This window comes from Flavobacterium sp. UGB4466 (genome assembly GCF_903469665.1).
GTDB classification, from domain to species: Bacteria; Bacteroidota; Bacteroidia; order Flavobacteriales; family Flavobacteriaceae; genus Flavobacterium; species Flavobacterium lipolyticum.
The window spans coordinates 1-2,477 of record NZ_CAGKLC010000216.1; the positions used below are offsets into that span (position 1 = coordinate 1).

The 2,477-nt window shown below is 33.9% G+C and carries 3 protein-coding genes; 2 read left to right on the top strand and 1 reads right to left on the bottom strand.

What is annotated here, in order from left to right:
- Positions 1–175: 175 nt before the first annotated feature.
- Positions 176–691, top strand: a complete 516-nt coding sequence (locus JO950_RS21680) for a DNA-deoxyinosine glycosylase (protein WP_202704505.1) — start codon at positions 176–178, stop codon at positions 689–691.
- 117 nt (positions 692–808) lie between these two features.
- Complete coding sequence (locus JO950_RS21685) at positions 809–1,243, top strand: DUF6526 family protein (protein ID WP_202704506.1); 435 nt, start codon at positions 809–811, stop codon at positions 1,241–1,243.
- Between the two features lie 25 nt (positions 1,244–1,268).
- Here JO950_RS21685 and JO950_RS21690 read toward each other — a convergent pair.
- Positions 1,269–2,477, bottom strand: a 1,209-nt coding sequence (locus tag JO950_RS21690) for a hypothetical protein (RefSeq protein ID WP_237732424.1), incomplete at its 5' end; no start/stop codon positions are given.

A 2,477-nucleotide genomic window follows, 5' to 3' on the forward strand; every position in this document is an offset into this window, starting at 1 on the left:
TAGATTTTTTCGCATTACTAAAGTACTGCAATAAATTGCAGGGTTTTAAACCCGAATCTGAGACCAATAAAAATCAAGCTGCAATTTAAATTATTTCGTCTTCAAAATTTTAATGAGGCTCTTTAAAAGTAACTTTTAAAATGGTTACCTTACTGCTTTACAAAAACAGTACTTCATGAAAAGTTTTTCTTTCCCGCCCCTATCCAACAAAGATGCTGTTATTCTGATTTTGGGCACCATGCCCGGAACCAAATCATTGGAACTGAATCAATATTACGGTCACTATCAGAATAATTTCTGGAAATTTATGTTTGTTATTTTGAAAGAGAATCAATCTACTGATTATGAAACCCGAAAAGCTTTGCTGCAAAAAAACAACATTGCGGTGTGGGATGTGTTACAGCATTGTGACCGGATAGGGAGTTTGGACAGTGCGATTAAAAACGAAACCCCTAATGATTTTGAAACCTTTTTAGAACAACATCCCAAAATCACAACCATTCTTTTTAACGGACAAAAAGCAGCAGCATTCTTTAAAAAATATGTCCAGCTGAAAAAAAACTATCACTTGATTACACTACCCTCAACAAGTCCGGCAAATGCAGGCAAAAGCTATGAATCTAAACTTCAGGAGTGGAAAATTTCTGTTGATCCATCTCATAATAATACATCGACACCTCACACAGATTAATTTTTTTTTAATACATTTAAGTTGTAAAAAACATTGATTGCGTTATTTTTTCTTTGAATAAGCTATTCTCTTCCGGAGTAGCCTTGTTACTTAATCGGAAACCAAAACGATATCATTATGAAAATTCAAACTTATTACAATCATGTTCGGTTTTATACCCCGCATCATTTTGTTTATTATCCGGTTTTAGCACTATTCTTAGGTTGCAGTATTTACTTCGCCTGTACGACCGAAAATACACTTATTTGGTCGTTTATAAGTGTTTGTTTTCTATTTCTGTTTTTTCTTGCCTATATGTTGCGCCAGCATTACGCCCTGACGCTTCAGAACCGAATCGTGAGGCTGGAACTTCGTTATCGTTATTTGAGCCTTACCGGAAAAAGGCTTGAAGAATTCGAATACAAACTAACAGACGATCAGATTTTTGCTTTGAGATTTGCTCCTGACGACGAAATCCTACCGCTTTTGGAAGATGCTCTTAAAAATAATCTCAGCGGAGACGCTATAAAAAAAGCCATCGTACACTGGAGAGCAGATTACAACAGGGTATAAAAACAATGGAAAGGATAAACTTTCCCTAACCTCTACTTCTGCGATTAAACCAAACATACACTAAAAAAAGAATCAGCCAAACGGTTACAATCACGCCAAAATACATCCCAATAATTGACGGATGTAAATAGTTGGGTTCGTAAAAAAGCTTATCAAAAGTGATAAACTTCTCTATTAATGCTTTTCGGTCAAAGCTGTTTCGAATCGTATTCAATACTTCATCGCGATGTTCCCTAAAATAAAAAGCATCTGCGACAAGTTCTTTGGGAACAATATTACTCTCAATTTTATACTTCTTCAAAAGAGTATCCAGCCTCTGAAAATTCAACTGCAACGAATCTTTTTTGTATTTGTACAGCAGTTTATAACGTTGTACTGCAGCATCGTACTGTTGCTTTTCTGTTGCAATTCCTTTCACCGGTTTAAACAATGATTTATTTTCGAGAAAAATACAAATGCTATCGTCATATTGAGGTCGTACCTCAACACCTCTGAATAGGATCTCTGTACTGTCTTTAATCGCTTTTTTGGCTATAATTCTCTCCGAAAGTTCTTTTTTATCTAAACCAATTTCATCCAAAACCTTGCTAGTTACAGTCGAAACTTTATCTAAATCGGTTGTGAGCACTTTCAAAGTATCGATGCTGTAATACGTGCTCTCTGTGTTGTAATATCCATTTGATATTAAAACACTATCTACTACTTCCGTGACAGGATAGGGTTTTGGATATAAGATATGAACCGGATTAAACAACTTTTCAGAACTGTAAGATGTATAATTGTATAAAAACGGATTTAAAACATTCAGTAAAACCTTGTCTTTATTGAAATTAACTTCCGGAAGTTCACTCCTTAATTTAGCATTCAGCCCAAAACTATAACTGATGAAAAAGGAAAAACTCAGAAAACAAATCAGCAGTAATACCAAACCGGTTTTAAGAAGATTGGTTAAAGAATAAGGATATCGGGAGTGATTTTTAACCAAAAATATCAGGAAGAAAAATAAAAACAAACCGCTGATGAAAAAATGGGAAATGGAAACATCATCATAAAATTTAAATCTGTAAAATTCAAAATAGGAATTGATGTTGGCAATGCCTTTAAAGGTAAAAAAACCATATAAAAAATACCCTAAATGAAGGAACAGCAGCACCAAAAAAGACTTTACAAAGAATTGCTTTAATTTTTTTTCCATTTTATATTTTGAGAATTTACTCTCAAATATAACCAATCT